General features: G+C 66.1%; 15 protein-coding genes. 8 read left to right on the top strand and 7 right to left on the bottom strand.

Annotated elements, in window-relative coordinates; all coding sequences use genetic code 11:
• Positions 1 to 72: 72 nt before the first annotated feature.
• Positions 73 to 417, top strand: coding sequence for a Spx/MgsR family RNA polymerase-binding regulatory protein (locus ABGV18_RS09920; RefSeq protein ID WP_396585889.1), 345 nt, complete (start codon positions 73 to 75; stop codon positions 415 to 417).
• On the top strand, positions 414 to 1,577 hold the full coding sequence (gene dapE / locus ABGV18_RS09915; protein WP_396585888.1) for a succinyl-diaminopimelate desuccinylase: 1,164 nt from the start codon (positions 414 to 416) through the stop codon (positions 1,575 to 1,577). The genes ABGV18_RS09920 and dapE overlap by 4 nt, the downstream gene beginning before the upstream one ends.
• Before the next feature lie 27 nt (positions 1,578 to 1,604).
• Here dapE and proB read toward each other — a convergent pair whose 3' ends face one another.
• From proB to ABGV18_RS09890, 5 genes are all read right to left on the bottom strand, one after another.
• Entirely contained in the window at positions 1,605 to 2,723 is a 1,119-nt protein-coding gene (gene proB, locus ABGV18_RS09910) for a glutamate 5-kinase (protein WP_396585887.1), read from the bottom strand.
• 2 nt (positions 2,724 to 2,725) lie between these two features.
• On the bottom strand, positions 2,726 to 3,799 hold the full coding sequence (cgtA, locus tag ABGV18_RS09905; RefSeq protein WP_396585886.1) for an Obg family GTPase CgtA: 1,074 nt from the start codon (positions 3,797 to 3,799) through the stop codon (positions 2,726 to 2,728).
• Positions 3,800 to 3,973: 174 nt separating this feature from the next.
• Complete coding sequence (gene rpmA / locus ABGV18_RS09900; protein ID WP_396580891.1) at positions 3,974 to 4,231, bottom strand: 50S ribosomal protein L27; 258 nt, start codon at positions 4,229 to 4,231, stop codon at positions 3,974 to 3,976.
• A 31-nt stretch (positions 4,232 to 4,262) separates the two neighbouring features.
• Complete coding sequence (gene rplU / locus ABGV18_RS09895; RefSeq protein ID WP_396585885.1) at positions 4,263 to 4,574, bottom strand: 50S ribosomal protein L21; 312 nt, start codon at positions 4,572 to 4,574, stop codon at positions 4,263 to 4,265.
• 113 nt (positions 4,575 to 4,687) lie between these two features.
• Positions 4,688 to 6,106, bottom strand: a complete 1,419-nt coding sequence (locus ABGV18_RS09890; protein WP_396585884.1) for a KamA family radical SAM protein — start codon at positions 6,104 to 6,106, stop codon at positions 4,688 to 4,690.
• A 223-nt stretch (positions 6,107 to 6,329) separates the two neighbouring features.
• Here ABGV18_RS09890 and ABGV18_RS09885 point away from each other — a divergent pair, with 223 nt between their 5' ends.
• The 6 genes from ABGV18_RS09885 to ABGV18_RS09860 all read left to right on the top strand — a co-directional run bounded on the left by ABGV18_RS09885 (position 6,330) and on the right by ABGV18_RS09860 (position 15,045).
• Positions 6,330 to 7,097 carry a CPBP family glutamic-type intramembrane protease gene (locus ABGV18_RS09885; protein ID WP_396585883.1) on the top strand — a complete coding sequence of 256 codons (768 nt, stop codon included), beginning with the start codon at positions 6,330 to 6,332 and terminating at the stop codon, positions 7,095 to 7,097.
• 66 nt (positions 7,098 to 7,163) lie between these two features.
• A complete protein-coding gene (locus tag ABGV18_RS09880) occupies positions 7,164 to 8,261 on the top strand; it encodes a PQQ-dependent sugar dehydrogenase (protein ID WP_396585882.1) in 1,098 nt (365 codons plus the stop codon).
• A 66-nt stretch (positions 8,262 to 8,327) separates the two neighbouring features.
• Positions 8,328 to 8,660, top strand: coding sequence for a hypothetical protein (locus tag ABGV18_RS09875; RefSeq protein ID WP_396585881.1), 333 nt, complete (start codon positions 8,328 to 8,330; stop codon positions 8,658 to 8,660).
• Positions 8,661 to 8,746: 86 nt separating this feature from the next.
• Entirely contained in the window at positions 8,747 to 9,988 is a 1,242-nt protein-coding gene (locus ABGV18_RS09870; protein ID WP_396585880.1) for a TolC family protein, read from the top strand.
• Positions 9,985 to 11,757 (top strand): efflux RND transporter periplasmic adaptor subunit, encoded by a 1,773-nt coding sequence (locus tag ABGV18_RS09865; protein WP_396585879.1) that lies wholly within the window; start codon positions 9,985 to 9,987, stop codon positions 11,755 to 11,757. Before ABGV18_RS09870 ends, ABGV18_RS09865 begins: the two co-directional genes overlap by 4 nt.
• Positions 11,758 to 11,769: 12 nt before the next feature.
• Positions 11,770 to 15,045 carry an efflux RND transporter permease subunit gene (locus ABGV18_RS09860; RefSeq protein ID WP_396585878.1) on the top strand — a complete coding sequence of 1,092 codons (3,276 nt, stop codon included), beginning with the start codon at positions 11,770 to 11,772 and terminating at the stop codon, positions 15,043 to 15,045.
• A gap of 108 nt (positions 15,046 to 15,153) precedes the next feature.
• Here the strand turns inward: ABGV18_RS09860 and ABGV18_RS09855 are convergent, their stop codons facing one another.
• Together ABGV18_RS09855 and ABGV18_RS09850 are read right to left on the bottom strand one after the other, a co-directional pair.
• Positions 15,154 to 16,518 (bottom strand): type II restriction endonuclease, encoded by a 1,365-nt coding sequence (locus tag ABGV18_RS09855; RefSeq protein WP_396585877.1) that lies wholly within the window; start codon positions 16,516 to 16,518, stop codon positions 15,154 to 15,156.
• A 79-nt stretch (positions 16,519 to 16,597) separates the two neighbouring features.
• Positions 16,598 to 17,070 (bottom strand): DNA mismatch endonuclease Vsr (locus ABGV18_RS09850; RefSeq protein ID WP_396585876.1); only part of this gene is annotated, 473 nt, incomplete at its 5' end.

The following is a 17,070-nucleotide window of genomic DNA, read 5'->3' as shown; positions in this document are numbered from 1 at the left end:
AGGACGCCGACAGGGATAGGAAAATCAATTTTTCCTATCCGGAACAACAATTTTCACTTAATAGGACTATCGATGATCATCGTCTACGGCATCCCCAACTGCGACAGCGTGAGAAAGGCCCGTGCGTGGCTGGCCGAGCAGGGGCTGGCGTATCGCTTTCACGACTTCAAGAAGGCAGGCGTGCCGGAGGCCCAGTTGGATGACTGGCTGGAGCGATTCGGCTGGGAAAGGGTGATCAACCGCCGGGGCACGAGCTGGCACCGTCTGCCGGCCGAGGAGCGCGAGGCGATGGACGCGGTGCGCGCCCGTGCGGCGGCGCTTGCCAACCCCAGCCTGATCAAGCGCCCCGTGGTGGAAAGCGACAGCAACAGCCTGATCGGCTTCGATGCCGACGACTGGCAGGAGTCACTGGCATGAGCGACTCCACCATCGATCTTGCCCGCGACCTGATCCGCCGGCCCTCGATCACGCCCGACGACCAGGGCTGCCAGGCACTGATCGCCGGGCGAATCGCCCCGTTGGGCTTTGCCATCGAGTCGTTACGTTTCGAGGGGGTCGACAACCTCTGGGCGGTACACGGCGACCGGGGCGACCAGGGGCCGCTGTTCGTGTTTGCCGGGCACACCGACGTGGTACCGACCGGCGAGGCCTCGCGCTGGACCCACCCGCCGTTCGGCGCCGAGATCCACGGCGGGCGCCTCTACGGCCGCGGCGCGGCCGACATGAAGGGCTCGGTGGCGGCCTTCGTTACCGCCACCGAACGCTTCCTCGCCCGGCAGCCCGATCCGGCCTTCCGGCTGGGTTACCTGATCACCAGCGACGAGGAAGGCCCGGCGCAGCACGGTACCAAGCGCGTGGTGCAGTGGTTGCGCGAGAAGGGGATCTCGATCGACTGGTGCCTGGTGGGTGAGCCGTCGAGCCGCAACCGGCTGGGCGACGAGTTCAAGATCGGCCGGCGCGGGTCGATCACCGGCAATCTGGTGATCGAGGGCCGCCAGGGGCACGTCGCCTACCCGCACCTGGCCGACAACCCGGTGCATCGCGCCGCGCCGTTCCTGGCGGAACTGGTCGAGATCGAGTGGGACCAGGGCAATGCCCATTTCCCGCCATCGACGCTGCAGATCGCGAACATCCACGCGGGCACGGGGGCGAACAACGTCATCCCGGGCGAGATGAGCGTCCAGTTCAACCTGCGCTTCAACACGGAGACCTCGGTCGAGGCGATCCAGGCGCGGGTAGAGAAACTGCTCAAGCGCCACGGCCTGACCTACCGGCTCGACTGGCATCTGTCGGGCGTACCGTTTCTCACCCGGGACGACGGGCCGATGGTGGGGGCGGTTGAGCGGGCCGTGGAGGGGGTGCTGGGGACGGCGCCGACGCCCTCGACTGCGGGCGGGACCTCGGATGGGCGCTTCATTGCGCCCACCGGCGCCCAGGTGATCGAGCTCGGGCCGCTCAACGCGACCATCCATCAGATCGACGAGCATGTCGCCGTCGAGGACCTCAAGGCCCTTTCGGCGATCTACGAGCGCCTGCTCGATGAACTCGACCAGGAGGCCCGACGCCTCAGGGGCTGAGCGGCGGCACGCGTCGGTGTCGTTGCCTCAAAGCAGCACCAGGTTGTCCCGGTGCACCAATTCGTTCTCTTCGCAATAACCGATCACCTCGGCGATCGCCTGGCTCGAGCACTGGACCAGCCGGGCGGCATCGCTGCTCGGGTAGTTGACCAGCCCGCGGGCGAACTCGTGGCCGTCCGCATCGACGATCGACACCAGCTCGCCACGGGCGAACTGACCCGAAACGGCCGTCACGCCGACCGGCAGGAGTGAACGCCCCTGCTCGGCCACCGCGCGGGCCGCGCCGGCATCGACACGCAACTGCCCCCGCACCCGCAGCTGGCCGGCGAGCCACTGCTTGCGCGCGGCCAGCCGGTTGGTCGCGGGGCGAAAATGCGTCCCCAGCGGTTCACCGGCGGCCAGTCGGCAGAGCACGTCCGCCTCGCTGCCCGCCGCGACGATCGTCGCCGCGCCGGAGCGGGCGGCGCGCTTGGCGGCGAGCACCTTGGTGTACATCCCGCCGCGACCCAGCCGTCCCCCTTCGGGCGAGGCCATGCCCTCGAGGGCCGGGTCACCGGCCGTCACCTCGGTCAGCAGGCGGGCATCGGGCTGCTTGCGCGGGTCGGCCTCGAACAGCCCCGGCTGGTCGGTGAGGATCACCAGCATGTCGGCCTCGACCAGGTTGGCGACCAGCGCGGCAAGCGTGTCGTTGTCGCCGAATCGGATCTCGTCGGTGGCGACCGTGTCGTTCTCGTTGACCACCGGCACCACGCCCAGGTCCAGCAGGGTGCGCAGCGTGCTGCGGGCATTGAGGTAGCGTTCACGATCGACCAGGTCGTCGTGGGTCAGCAGGATCTGCGCCGAATGGGTATCGAAGCGGGCCAGCCCCTCGGCATAGGCCTCGACCAGGCCCATCTGGCCGACGGCCGCGGCCGCCTGCAGTTTGGGCAGCGACTCGGGGCGTTCGTTCCAACCCAGGCGCGCCATGCCCTCGGCGACTGCCCCGGAGGTGACGATCAGTATCTCGCGCCCTTCTCGGCGGAGTTCGGCCAACTGGCGCGCCCAGGCGGCAATCGCCTCCCGGTCCAAACCACGCCCGTCGCCGGTGACCATCGCCGAGCCGATCTTCACCACCCAGCGCTGATAGGCCCTGACCTCGTCACGCATCCTCAGTCCTCCGTCGACGGTCCCGGGCGCTCGTTTGCCGCCTCGCGTTCGCGCGCCCATTCGGCCTCGAGGTAGTCGAGAATCGCCCAGACCAGTGGCTGCGTGCCGGTCTTGTCCAGTGCGCTGATGGCGAACACCGGCCCGGTCAGGCCGATCTCGGTGGTGAACCGCTGCTTGAGGGCCTCGATATTGGCCTCGCGCTCCTCGTCCGCCCAGACGTCGATCTTGTTGAGCACCAGCCAGCGCGGTCGCTCGGCAAGCGCCTCGTCGTATTTCTCCAGCTCCGCCTCGATCGCCGCAACGCTCTCGACCGGGTCGACCTCGTCGTAGGGGGCGACATCGACGACGTGCAGCAGCAGGTTGGTGCGCGCCAGGTGCTTGAGAAACCGGATACCCAGGCCCGCGCCCTCGGCCGCGCCCTCGATCAGGCCGGGAATGTCGGCGACCACGAAGCTGCGATGCGGCTCGGGCGCCACCACACCCAGGTTGGGGTACAGGGTGGTGAACGGGTAGTTGGCGACCTTCGGCCGGGCATGCGAGATGGCGCGGATCAGGGTCGACTTGCCGGCGTTGGGCTGGCCGAGCAGGCCGACATCGGCCAGCACCTTGAGCTCGAGACGCAGCCGGCGTTCGTCGCCGGGGGTGCCGTCGGACTTCTGCCGCGGGGCGCGATTGATCGAGCTCTTGAAGCGGGTGTTACCCAGCCCGTGCCAACCGCCCTTGGCCACCAGCAGTTCGGCCTCGGCCTCGACCACCTCGCCGATCACCTCGCCGGTGTCCTCGTCGTGGACCACGGTGCCGAGCGGCACGTGGACGTAGAGGTCACTGCCCTGCCGGCCGGTCATGTTGCGCCCGGCGCCGTTCTTGCCCCGCTCGGCCTCGTAGTGCCGCTGGAAGCGGAAGTCGGCCAGGGTGTTGAGATTGACGTCACCGACCAGGTACACCGACCCACCGTCACCGCCATCGCCGCCGTTCGGCCCACCGAAGGGCACGTACTTCTCGCGGCGAAAACTCACCACCCCATTGCCGCCATCACCGGCCTTGACCTTGATGGTCGCTTCATCGACAAATTTCACGACACGATCCCCGCAATTACACGCCCATTAGGGCAATTCTGCATGATTCGACGGCATCTCTGGCTCACGGGTTTGCCCTGGACAGGCCACAAACACGAAAGCCCCGCTCGCAGGCGGGGCTCAGACGTCGGTCACCGGTCAGCCGGGCTGACCGCCAACTTACATCGCGCCGGTTCAGGCCGACTCGATGCTGACGAAACGGCGGCTTTTCGGGCCCTTGACCTCGAATTTCACCTTGCCGTCGGTCAGTGCGAACAGCGTGTAGTCACGTCCTACGCCCATGTTGGAACCGGCGTGGAACTTGGTGCCACGCTGACGAACGATGATGCTGCCGGCAGAGACGGCTTCACCGCCGAAACGCTTCACGCCGAGGCGCTTGCTTTCACTGTCGCGTCCGTTTCGGGTAGAGCCTGCTGCTTTCTTATGTGCCATGGTTCAAGTCTCCTGGTCTGGTCCCGGGCGCTTAGGCGCTGATGCCGGTGATCTTGAGTTCAGTGTAGGCCTGGCGGTGGCCCTGACGCTTCATGTGGTGCTTGCGGCGGCGGAACTTAATGATCTCGACCTTCTTGCCGCGGCCCTGGCCGACGATCTCGGCGGTGACGCTCGCGCCATCAACGATGGGTGCGCCCACCTTGATGTCAGAGCCGTCGCCGACCATCAAAACCCGATCCAGCGTCACGGTGCTGCCGGCTTCGCCAGAGAGCTTCTCGACGCGCACCTTGGTGCCTTGCTCGACGCGGTACTGCTTACCGCCGGTAACGACCACTGCGTACATGCTGTAAAACCCGAATGTTTATGCGTAAAGGGGTCGGCGACACAATGCTGCCGCCGACCGGCGTTGTTTGAAGGCGCGCAATCTTAGCGACCCGCGCCCGATACGTCAAGGGCTTATGCCTCGACTTCGGCGGCGTCGATCACCGTTAGGCCACTGTCGGCCTGCATAGCCTGGTACTCGTCCTCGAAGAAAAACGTCTTTTCACCAAAGGCCGGCTTCAACTCATGCAGCCAGGTGGCCTCCTCGTCGTACTTGGCGAAGAACGGCCGCTGGACCCAGTCCGGATTGCGACCCTGAACGAAGCGCAGGACGAACACCTTCTCGCCCTGGATCTCGGCCACGCCCTGGATCTCGACCTTACCCGGCCCGGCGGACATGGACGGGCCACGGGCGGTACGCGCCAGGCCCGACACCTGTTTCATCGCGTCGCGATAGATGCGATGCGCCTCGGCCAGCGGCACCTCGAAGCGGTACTTCGCGCCGGTGTCGCGCTCGACGAACATGTAATAGGGGATCATGCCCAAACGCACCTGCTCGCGCCACATCCGCGCCCAGACCTCGCCCGAATCGTTGATGTGCTTGATCAGCGGGCTCTGGGTGCGAATCTCGGCGCCGGTCGCGCGGATACGCTTGACCGCCTCGCGGAAGATGGGGTTCTCCATCTCCTGGTAATGGTTGATGTGCGCCATCACCGCGACGTGCTTGCCGGACTCGACCAGCCGCTCGAACAGGCCCAGCAACTCGTCGGCGTCCGCGTCGGTGACGAAACGATACGGCCAGAAAGACAATGCCTTGGTACCGATGCGAACCGTCTGGACATGGTCGAGTCGCTCGTCGAGCAGACCCTCAAGATACGGCGCCAGGTGCTTGGTCTTCATCACCATGGGGTCGCCGCCGGTCATCAGCAAATCCGACAGGTGCGGGTGGGCGGCCAGGTAGTCGAGCAACTGGCCGGCCTCCTTGGAGGCGATCTTGAGGTTCTTGTCGCCGACGAACTGCGCCCAGCGGAAGCAGAAGGTGCAGTAGCTGTGGCAGGTCTGGCCCTGGCTGGGGAAGAACAGCGCGGTCTCGCGGTACTTGTGCTGCACGCCCTCGACCGTCTCGCCGTTGACCTCGGGGAGATTCATCTCCATCTGGCCGGCCGGGTGCGGGTTGAGCTTGTGCCGCAGTTTCCACGCCAGTGCGGTGATCTCTTCCTTGGGTGCCTCGCGGCGATGCAACTCGGCCATCTGCTCGTACATCTCGGGGTCGAGCATGTCGCGCTGCGGGAAGGTCAGGGAGAAGATCGGGTCGTCGGGGGCGCGATCCCAGTCGATCAGGTTCTCGATGACGTAGTTGTTGACGCGAAACGGCAGCACACTTGCGACCACCTTCATCTCGAACAACGCCTCCTCGCCCAGTCGCTTGAGCGGCTCGATCTTGTCGAGGTGACGGTCGGTGAAGACCTGCAGCTTGGGCGCCTGCCCGTCCTGCGTACCCGCCAATGTCGCCTGGCGGGTTCCGGGAATGCTTCGCTTGGCAACAGTCGTCATAAAACCTCGTCTGGTGCGCATGGAATGGGGCCGTGCCGACCACAAAGGCCGGCGAATTCTAGCCCATTTCCCGACAAAAACAACCGCTTATACGTATGCATGCCATCCAACCGGGGCGGGATCAATCGCCACGACCTCCATCCCGGCCGGCCGCTCGGCGATAATGCCCTTTTCAATGAGCCAGGGCCTCACGCCTGACCGAACGAAAGGTTCAGAACCCCTCATGGCCGATCTTCGCCACTGGAGCCTAGCCCTGATTCTCTCCCTGGCCACCGGCGTGGGCGCGCTGCTTGCCGGGCACGCCGAGCCGCCGGGCCTGGCGGTGCTGATCGCACTGCTCGGACTGGGCCTGATCGCGGCAATCCGCGGAGCCGTCGGCCCGGTGGTTGCCGCCATCGCGATCGACCTGGGCGTGATCCTCAGCCTGCATCTCTGGCCTAGCTTTGAGAATCCACCGCTGTGGCAGGACCGACGTTTCTGCCGCGACTGCCTGCCGCACAGCCTCTACCTGCCGGTCGGCCAGGCCCTGCTGGTGGCGGCCTGGCTGCCGTTGGTGATCGGGCGTTGGCGAGCAGCCAGTCCGTTGCCCCCGCTGACGGCCGGGCTGGCGACCATCGCCGCGGCGGTCGCGCTGGGCATCGCCACCGGCCTGTTGCGCTGGCAGCCCGGCTGGCCCGGCCTGTCGCTACTGACCCTGTTTGCCGCAGTGAACCTGGTCACGGTCGCCGCCGAGGAGGTGCTGTTTCGCGGCCTGCTCCAGCGCCACCTGCTGGCCCGGCTGGGCGCGGCGCATGCCTGGTGGCTCACCGCGGTGCTCTTCGGGCTGGCCCACCTGCCCTTCGGCACCGAGTTTGCCGCCGTGGCCACCGTCGCCGGGCTGGGCTACGGCTGGGTCGCCTGGAAAAGCGGTTCGCTCTGGCCGGCTATCGCTCTGCACTGGCTGGTCAACCTGCTGCACTTCTCGCTGTTCAGCTACCCGATGCTGGCCTGATGACCACAACCGGCTCGTCTAATCTCAACCTTCACAACATCGGAATACTCGCCGCGAGGAACCCCCATGTTTCATGCACGACTTGCCCTGCTCGTCCTGCCAGTGTTGTTGCCACTGCTCGCCGTCCAGCCGGTGCTGGCGGAGCCTGCCGTCGAGACGATCACGGGCGGGCTGCATCACCCCTGGGCCCTGACCTTTCTTGCCGATGGCGAGTTGCTGGTCACCGAGCGCCGCGGTCGGCTCTGGCGCATCGACCCGGCGACCGGTGAGCGCCAGGAGATCGACGGCCTGCCCGAGGTCGACCACCGCAACCAGGGTGGGTTGCTCGACGTGCTCGCCCATCCGGCGCATGCCGACAACCAATGGATCTACCTGACCTGGGCGGGGCAATGCGATGGCGGCAACGCCACCCACATGGGCCGCGGACGGCTGGAGGGCGACCGACTGCTCGATTTCGAAACCCTGCATGTCGCCACCCCTTGCGTCGATTCCGGCATCCACTTCGGCTCGCGGCTGGCCTTCGATCAGGACGGGTACCTGTTCATGACCGTCGGCGACCGCGGCGAGCGCGACCGCGCCCAGGATCTGGCCGACCACAACGGTTCGGTGCTGCGCCTCCACGACGATGGCCGCATCCCGGCCGACAACCCGTTCGCCGACCGGCCCGATGCCCAGGGCGCGATCTTCAGCTACGGCCACCGCAATCCGCAGGGGGCGGCAACCCACCCGCAAACCGGTCGCGTGTGGATCCATGAGCACGGCCCGCGCGGCGGCGACGAGATCAACATCCCGGCCGCCGGCGAAAACTTCGGCTGGCCGATCCAGACCTACGGGCGGGAGTATGCCGGTCCGGAGATTGCCCCGGACGAGGTCGAGGGCGTGACCGGCCCGCTCCATCACTGGACCCCGTCGATCGCCCCCTCCGGCATGACCTTTTACGACCACGAACGCTTCCCCGACTGGCAGGGCGACCTGTTCGTCGGCGCACTGGCCAAGCGGCACCTGGCCCGCTTGCCACTTGATGGCGAACGCGTAGTCAGAGAGGACCGCTGGCTGGAAGAGCGCGAGTGGCGTATCCGCGACGTCGAGACCGGGCCGGACGGCGCACTCTGGGTGATCACCGATCACGCCGATGGTCGACTGCTCCGGTTGACGCCAGACTAATCGGCCGGCCGCGCCCGGGGCTTGGGGCTTGCACCGGTCAAAAGAGGCACCTATAGTCCCGACTCCATGAAATTCATGCACCTGGTCACCCTGCTGCTCGCCTTCTGGGCACCGCTCAACGCGGTGACCGCCGGCGTGGCCATGCTCGATTGCCCAATCGACGAGATGGTCGAACACTCGGCCGACTGCCCGAGCACGAGCGGCGCGACCGAAGAGGCAACCACCTCTACCGGCTGTGACCATTGCGGCAATTGCGTGCTGTTGGGCGGCTTCTCCCTGCCGGCTCAGCCCATCGCCCCCGCCATCCACCTGGCCAACGGCACGCTCGACGCGCCGTTGGTCGACTCGATGGCCGCGGGCGTGGCAAGCACCCCCTTCCGTCCTCCCCTCTCGGCCTGACGCGGCCGAGACATTCGGGGCGATATGCCCCGGCACCCCTCGGCTGACCCAGCTCCCTGCTGACCGTCTTCAACCGAGGAAACCCCATGAACAACACGATTCTCGCGCGGGCCGCCATGGCCCTGCTGGCAGTGATTACCCCGATCACACCGGCCCTTGCCGAGGCGGACGCGCGCCTGACGCTGGAAGCGGCCGAGCAGGCCGCCATCCAGGGCGACGAAGGCCTGCAGGCCGCCGACCGGCGGCGCGCCGGCCTGGCTGCGACTGCCGAGGCCGCCGACGAGTTGCCCGACCCGCGACTGTCCGTCGCCCTGCAGAACCTGCCCACCGATACCTTTCAATTGGACGATTCACCCATGACCCAGACGGTGGTGACGCTCTCGCAGAGCCTGCCGCCGGGTGACACGCTCGCCTACCGCGGCGAGCTGGCCGAGGCCCGCGTCGCCGGCTCGGCGGCCGCTCTGGCCACTGCCGACCGCCAGCTCAAGCGCGAGGTCCGCCGGCTGTGGCTGGCCGTCTACCGCGAGGAGGCCCTCGGTCGCCTGCTCGAGGCCGAGCGCGAGCTGTACCGCGAATTGCTGGAAAGCGCGCGCACCTCCTATCAGGTAAACGAGGCCAGCGGCAGCGACCTTGTCGTCCTGCAGGCACGTCGGTCGCGGATCGAGGATGCCCTCGAGCGTCGCCGGGGCGAGGCCGAGGCCGCCCGCGCCCGGCTGGCCCGCTGGGTGGGCGATGCCGCCCGACGCCCCCTGCCCGACTCCCTGCCCGCCCGCCTGACCGACCTGCCGCAGGGCGACCTCAACCACCAGCCCGAACTCGACCGACTGCGAGCCGAGCTCGAGGCCGCTCGTGCCCAGGTCGGCGAGGCCGAGGAGCAGTTCGCCCCGGAAATCGGTCTGCAGGTCGGCTACGGCCTGCGCGCGGGCAGCGAGCCCAACACCCTGTCCGCCGGCGTGAGCGTGAGCCTGCCGATCTTTAGTGAGCGTCGCCAGTCGCCCCGGCTGCGCGGGGCCCAACAATCCGCCCAGGCCGCCCAGCTCGATCTGACCAAGCGGGCACGTGATCTCGCGGCCCAGGCCGATAGCATCCGCGCGCGACTGGCCGCCCTCGACCGGCGCGTGGCGCACTTTGAAACCGACATCATTCCCGAACTGCAACAGGTCGCCGAGATGATCCGCGGCGAGATCGGCTCCGGTCGAGGCGAATTCGACGCCCTGATCGAGGCCGAGCGCGTGGTCATCGAGGCACGCCAAGAGCTACTGACCCTGCGCCTCGACCGCGCCGAGCAACTCATCGACCTGCGCTACCTGCTGGAGCCGACCGCATGAACACCCGCAAGCCTCGCAACCCGACTTTCCGCATCAAGCGACTCACCCGCGTCACGCTGCTGGGCTCGGCCCTGGTCACCCCGGCCCTGCTGATGGGCATCAACCCGGCGATCACCTCGGTGATGGCGGCCGACAATGGCGACCAGACCGACCACGACGGGCAGGATCATGCCCAGTCCGCGGGCGACGGCGGCGACACCGTGACCCGCTGGACCTGCCCGATGCACCCGCAGATTGTCGAGGAAGAACCCGGCAGCTGCCCGATCTGCGGCATGGACCTGGTGGAGAAGGAGTTCCCGGCCGAACAGACCTCGCAGGCAGCGAACGGGGGCCAGGACTCCGCCGCGAAAGACGACGACCATGAGGGACAGAGTCAGGCCGTATCGTCGGATGACGGCGGCGACACCGTCACCCGCTACACCTGCCCCATGCATCCACAGATCGTCGAGGAAGAACCCGGCAGCTGCCCGATCTGCGGCATGGATCTCGTCGAGAAGGAATACCCGGCCGAACAGGCCGGCGAGGACGCCCACGCCGGCCACGCTCATGCCCAGTCGGCCAGCCAGGCTGGGGGCAACGAGACCGTGACGCGCTACACCTGCCCCATGCACCCGCAGATCGTCGAGGAAGAACCGGGCAGTTGTCCGATTTGCGGCATGGACCTCGTCGAGAAGGAATACCCGGCCAGCGAGGTGACCGGCGGGGAATCGAGCGCCCGCCAGCAGGTGCCCAGCTACCCGGCCGTGTCGGTCGACCCGATCACCGTGCGCCACATGAACGTGGTCATCAGCGAGGCCGCCGAGCGACAACTCGCCGGCGAGATCCGCACGGTGGGCACCGTCGGCTACGACGAGGACCTGCTCGCCCACGTCCATCCGCGTGCCGAGGGCTGGGTGGAAACGCTCAAGGTCGCCTCCATCGGCGCGACCGTGAAACAGGGAGACGTACTGTTCGAGTACTACGCCCCCGACATCGTCTCCGCCCAGCAGGACTACCTGGTGGCCCTGCGGCGCGGCATGAACGACCTGATCGACTCCAGTCGCGCCCGGCTGGAGCTGCTGAACGTGCCCAAGGCCACCATTGACCGCGTCCGCCAGCAAGGCAAGGTGACGCGCACCATCCCGCTGCTGGCGCCGCAGGACGGCTACGTCGCCGAGATCAACCTGCGCGAGGGCATGTATATCGAGCCGGGCCTCGATCTCTACACCATCGCCCGGCGCGACCGGGTCTGGGTCAATGTCGACGTGCTCGAACGACGCATGCAGGCGGTCAGCGAGGGCCAGACCGCACGCATGCGGGTCGACGGCATCCCCGGGCGCGAATTCGAGGGCACGGTGGACTTCGTCTACCCGGAACTCGACCCGCAGTCACGCACGCTGCGGGTGCGACTGGCCTTCAAGAACGAGGAAGGACTGCTGCACCCCAACCAGTTCGCCGAGGTCACCCTGAGCCCGGCGCAGGCACCCGAGGTGCTGACCGTGCCGTCAACCGCGATCATCCCGTCCCCCGGCGGGGCCCGCGTGGTGGTGCGCACCGGCGAGGGTCGCTTCCGGCCGATGGCCGTGGAGACCGGCGTCGAGGCCGGTGGCTATACCGAGATCGTCTCGGGGCTGGAGGCCGGCGACCAGGTAGTCGCCTCCGGACAGTTCCTGATCGATTCCGAATCCAGCATCCAGGCCGCCTTCTCGCGCCTCTCCGGCTCCAACGACACGGAGACGTCGAAGGAAAAGGACGGGTCCAGCAACGACCAGTCCGGTCAGCAGCAGTAAGGGGAGGCAGACATGATCGAAAAACTCATCCATGCCTGCATCCGCCTGCGGGTGCTGGTGCTCCTGCTGGCCGCCATGCTGGCCGTGGCCGGCTGGGCGAGCTGGAAGGCGACCCCGCTGGACGCGATACCGGACCTTTCCGACACGCAGGTGATCGTCAAGACCAGCTACCCCGGCCAGTCGCCGCAGGTGGTGCAGGACCAGGTCACGTATCCGCTGACCACCCGCCTACTGGCCGTGCCCGGCTCGACGGCGGTGCGCGGCTACTCGTTCTTCGGTGACTCCTACACCTACGTCACCTTCGAGGAAGGCACCGATCTCTACTGGGCCCGCTCGCGGGTGCTCGAATACCTCAACCAGGCGGCCGGCGACCTCCCCGAGGGCGTCACCCCCAGCCTGGGACCGGATGCCACCGGCGTGGGCTGGGTGTTCCAGTACGCGCTCAACGATCCGACCGGTCAGCATGATCTCTCGGAGCTGACCACGCTGCAGAACTGGTTCCTCAAGTTCCAGCTCGAAGCGGTCGCGGGGGTTTCGGAGGTGGCCACGGTCGGGGGCATGGTGCGCGAGTACCAGATCGTGGTCGATCCGCAGCGCCTGCGGGTATTCGGCATCTCGATCACCGAGCTGCGCAACGCGATCGCGGAGGCCAATCGCGAAGTGGGCGGCGGCGTGATCGAACGCGGCGGCGCCGAGTACATGATCACCAGTCGCGGCTACCTGCAATCGGTGGAGGACATCGCGCAGATCCCGGTGGGCGTCTCGGATTCGGGCACGCCGATCACAATCCGCGATCTCGGTCGGGTCGAGGTCGGGCCGGCCGAGCGACGCGGCATCGCCGATCTCAACGGCAAGGGCGAAGTCGTCGGCGGGATCGTGGTGATGCGCCACGGCGAGAACGCCCGCGAGGTGATCGCCGCGGTCAAGGAGAAGCTCGAGGACGTGAAGTCCGGCCTGCCCGAGGGCGTGGAGGTACTGACCACCTATGACCGCAGCGGCGTGATCGAGCGGGCGGTGGCCTTCCTCGAGAAGAAGCTGGTCGAGGAGATGATCGTGGTGGCCCTGGTCAGCCTGATCTTCCTGTTCCACCTGCGATCGGCGCTCGTCGCCATCGTCAGCCTGCCGCTGGGGATTCTCGCGGCATTCATCGTCATGCACTGGCAGGGCATCAACGCCAACATCATGTCGCTGGGCGGGATTGCGATTGCCATCGGCGCAATGGTCGACGCGGCCATCGTGATGATCGAGAACGCCCACAAGCATCTGTCCCGTTACCGGGAAAAGCACGGCGAGATCCCACGGGGCGAGGTGCACTGGGGCCTGATTGCCAAGGCCGCCTCCGAGGTGGGGCCGGCCCTGTTCTTCTCCCTGCTGATCATCACCCTGTCATTCCTGCCGGTGTTCGCCCTGGAGGCGCAGGAAGGCCGGCTGTTCGCGCCACTGGCCTACACCAAGACCTACGCCATGGCCGCGGCCGCCGGTCTGGCCGTGACGCTGGTGCCGGTGCTGATGGGCTATTTCATCCGCGGTCGGATACCGAAAGAGGAAAGCAATCCGCTCAACCGCTTTTTGATCTGGGGCTACCGCCCGCTGCTGTCCGGCGCACTGCGCTTTCCGAAAACCGTGCTGGTCGGCGCGCTGCTGCTCCTGCTCTCGGCCGTACTGCCGTTTGCCGGCGTTTCCGGATTCCTTTCCCCGCTCAAGTGGGCCGGGGACACGGACTGGCAGGCGCAGGTCGCCGACTGGCAGACCGGCCTCGAGCGCCAGTGGAAGGGGTGGTTCGACGGCTCACCGCGACTCGCCGCGCTGGGTACGGGGTTGGGCTCGGAATTCATGCCGCAACTCGACGAGGGCGATCTGCTCTACATGCCCACCACCCTGCCGGGCCTGTCGGTGGGCGAGGCGCGCCTGCTGATGCAGCAGGTCGACGGCCTGATCGCGGCAGAGCCGGAAGTCGAACGCGTGTTCGGCAAGATCGGCCGCGCCAACACGGCCACCGACCCCGCCCCGCTGACCATGATCGAGACCAGCATCACGCTAAAGCCGCGTGATGAATGGGCCGAGGGCGTGACGCTCGACGACCTGATCGAACGGCTCAATGACAAGGTCGACTTCCCCAGTCTGAACAATGCCTGGGTCATGCCGATCAAGACCCGCATCGACATGCAGACCACCGGCATCCAGACGCCCATCGGCATCAAGATCACCGGCTCGGATCTCGAGCAGATCGAGGCGATCGGTCAGGAGGTGGAGACCGCTCTCAAGGGCCTGCCCGGCACGCGCAGCGCGTTTGCCGACCGCACCTCCGACGGGCGCTACGTGGTCATCACCCCCGACCGCGCCAAGGCCGCACGCGTGGGACTGAACATCGGCGAGATCCAGCGGGTGATCAGCCTGGCCGTTGGCGGGGTCAAGGTGACCGACACCGTCGAGGGACTCGAGCGCTTCCCGGTCAGCCTGCGCTACCCGCAGGCCGATCGAAATTCGGTCGAGGCACTGCGCGATCTGCCGATCGTCACGCCCACCGGGGCGACCGTAGCGTTGGGACAGGTCGCCAGCATCGAGATCGAGTCCGGCCCGCCGGTGATCAAGTCGGAGAACAGTCGGCCGGCCGGCTTCGTCTTCGTCACCACCCGCGGCGTGGATCTGGGCGGCTACGTCGCCCGGGCCAAGGAGGCCCTGCGCGAGGAGGTCGATCTGCCACCGGGCTACGCGATCGAGTGGGCAGGCCAGTACCGCTACATGGAACGCGCCGCCGAGCGCCTCAAGCAGGTCGTGCCGCTGACACTCGCGATCATCTTCCTGCTGCTGTATCTGGCCTTCCGCCACAGCGGCAAGGCGGTGATGATCATGGGCAGCCTGCCGTTCGCCCTGATCGGCAGTTTCTGGCTGCTCTGGGCGCTGGAGTACAACCTCTCGATCGCGGTGGCGGTGGGGCTGATCGCCCTGGCCGGCGTGGCCGCCGAGTTCGGCGTGGTGATGCTGATCTACCTCGATCAGGCGATCAAGAACCAACAGAAGGAGGGGCGATTCAATACCCGTGCAGACCTCAAGGAGGCGCTCATGGAAGGCGCGGTGCTGCGGGTGCGCCCCAAGGCGATGACCGTCGCCGTGATCCTCGCCGGCCTGATGCCGATCATGATCAGTCACGGCACCGGATCCGAGGTGATGTCGCGCATCGCTGCACCCATGGTCGGCGGCATGATCACCGCACCGATCCTGTCGATGATCGTCCTGCCGGTGATCTACTGGCTGTGGCAGCGGCGCAAGCTGCCGGAGGCCACCTAGGCCACCTAGGCCACCTAGGCCAAGGCGAGACCATCCGAAACGAAAAAGGCCGGGATATCCCGGCCTTTTTTTCTCTGCCCAGCGACGGACGGGTCAATCCCTCCGGCACTATGCCCATTTCCCCATTGATGGCTGAACGACGTCATCGCAGAACTCCCGGAAGCTCAAGACATTCGTGTGGCCTTTGTATTCGGTTTCCTTCGCGTCTTTCAAGCTCTCGGGAATGACCAGATGGACGCCGAACGAGGCCATGTCCTCAATAACATTGCTCGCAATATTCTCATCAACGGTGGTCAGGAACAGCGCGCGCTTGCCCTTTTCTCGTTCGACCTGTTTCCAGCGCTCACGCAGCGTGGTCTTCGCGCTCAGGATCAGGCCAGTCTCGGCTTCTGGTTTCTTCGCGTTGATGAACTCGAGCGAGGGCAGTATGAAGTCGGGTCGCTTGCGGGCCTCGATGATCACCTGCTTCTCGAAGGGTATACCGCCGCCTGCGAGCATGGCCTCGATGTGATGCTCGTAGGAGTAACCTGCACGGGATTTACGCTGCTGGCTGGCCGAAAGCATCAGCCGGTCAATCTCCGGCAACTCGTCCACCAGACGGCGGATCACATGGGTCGCACCTACGGTCGTGACCGGATCGTCGCCCATGACGATCCGAACAAGCGCCACCGCACGTTCGCGACGCTGGAACTCCCGGAACAGATCCCACTCAATGCTTCTGCTGATCTCGCGCAGGGCATCGCCCGGATTGCATATCTCGAAGGGGTTCAGAGTGGCCAGCCCGTGGCGCTCCAGGAATTGGCTGCGTGCCATTCCTGCCAGATCGGTCGTGTTCGGCATGGCCGCGTTGTGAGCGGCGAACGGGATGATGTCGCCCGCCAGCCATGCCGCGATGACCTGTTCCGCAAAATCAAGAATGCGCTCGCGCTCTTCCTCGACGATTTCCGTAGGATCGAACTCCCCGACGGTGAAGTCCGGCTCCAAGGCAAGCAATTCGGTCAGATAAGCCGCATCATCCGAGCCAGAGTCTATCGCCAGACACTCGTAGAGCGGTTCCGGCTCGCTTCTGATACGTCCCATCACGAGGAAGGAAGCGGGCAGCAGACCGGAGAACAGCGCCTTAGGCAGCCGTGTCAGGTGCGTTTCCTGACTCTTGCTGGTGTAGTGAACCAGCCGCGTTTCCTTCGGCTCGCCCGAAGCCTGTGGCCAGACGAGCCCGAAGAATCGTTCCCTTATTTCACTGGCATCGGGATCGCTGCGTTCTTTCCCCTCCAGCGCAGGGAAGAACCCGCCGTCGCGGTACTCGTGAGGGACATAGATGCCCGCTTGGTGCTTGTTCTCGAAACGCGCCCAGTCACGGTCATTGTTGGACAACTTCTTCACGAACAGGCGGTCGGCCTTTTCAAACAGGGCGAGAAGCAGATCGGTGTCACTGGCCCGATCGGAAAAAAGAAACTCGCTCTGCTCACTCATAACAACTTTCCCTACGTTCTCGTCGACACGATTCACATCGCCGGCAGCGAACCAGTCACTTAGGATGTGGCCGGCCACATCACTCCGAGGGGATAGCCCCGCGCGGAGGTTCCAATGGCCACTCCATGCTCCCCTCGTCGCCTTCGATCAGCTCGACAAGCTCTTCCAGTCGGTCAGCATGGTGTTTGATCCCGCATTCCCAAATGACAAGCACACGCCAGCCAAGCCGGCGAGCCTCAGCGATCTGCCGCGAATCACGCTCGACGTTCTTGGCGAACTTCTCAAGCCAGTGCTCTCGTCTAAAAGCTGGCGTGGTGGCATAAAAGCAGCCCCCGTGACGATGCCAGAAACAGCCGTGAACAAACACAATCAGGTTGTACTTCGCCAAGACCAGATCAGGCCGAAAACCCAGTGAGCGGTGGCGGAAACGGAAACGACAACCCTTTGCATGGAGAAATTTCCGGACCAGTTTTTCCGGCTTGGTGTCCTTCCCACGAATGCCCGCCATCATCCTTGAGCGGGTGGCCTGGTCGACGATATCCGCCATCACCC

This window comes from Guyparkeria halopsychrophila, assembly GCF_044582135.1.
In the GTDB taxonomy this organism is placed as follows: domain Bacteria; phylum Pseudomonadota; class Gammaproteobacteria; order Halothiobacillales; family Halothiobacillaceae; genus Guyparkeria.
The sequence above is the reverse complement of the archived record's forward strand: the minus strand, read 5'-3'. Positions and strand labels throughout refer to the sequence as shown.